This window comes from Actinospica durhamensis (assembly GCF_018139695.1).
In the GTDB taxonomy this organism is placed as follows: Bacteria; Actinomycetota; Actinomycetes; order Streptomycetales; family Catenulisporaceae; genus Actinospica; species Actinospica durhamensis.
Genome location: NZ_JAGSOG010000913.1, coordinates 1 through 380, shown reverse-complemented (window position 1 = coordinate 380; position 380 = coordinate 1). Strand labels below are relative to the sequence as shown.

General features: G+C 72.6%; 1 protein-coding gene. It reads left to right on the top strand.

Annotated features, from left to right (window positions below):
• Positions 1-380 (top strand): ATP-binding cassette domain-containing protein (locus tag KDL01_RS42820; protein ID WP_246577738.1); only part of this gene is annotated, 380 nt, incomplete at both ends.

The window sequence follows — 380 nt, the reverse complement described above, 5'->3', positions numbered from 1 at the left end:
GGCCACGACCCTCGCCAAGGCCGCCGACGGCACCGAGGCGGCCACGCACGCCGCCCGGATCGAGCACGTCTCGAAGTGGTACCCGGGTCCCGCCGGGCAGCAGCTCGTGCTGGACGACATCAGCCTCGACGTCGCACCCGGCGAGTTCGTCACCCTCCTGGGTGCCTCGGGCTGCGGCAAGTCCACGCTGCTGAACCTGGTCGCGGGGCTGGACCGGCCCAGCGGCGGCACCATCACCACGGACGGCCGCCCGGCGCTGATGTTCCAGGAGCACGCGCTGTTCCCGTGGCTGACCGCGGGCAAGAACATCGAACTCGCCCTGAAGCTCAGGGGCGTCGCCAAGAACGAGCGCCGCGGCCGGGCCGAGGAGCTGCTCGAGC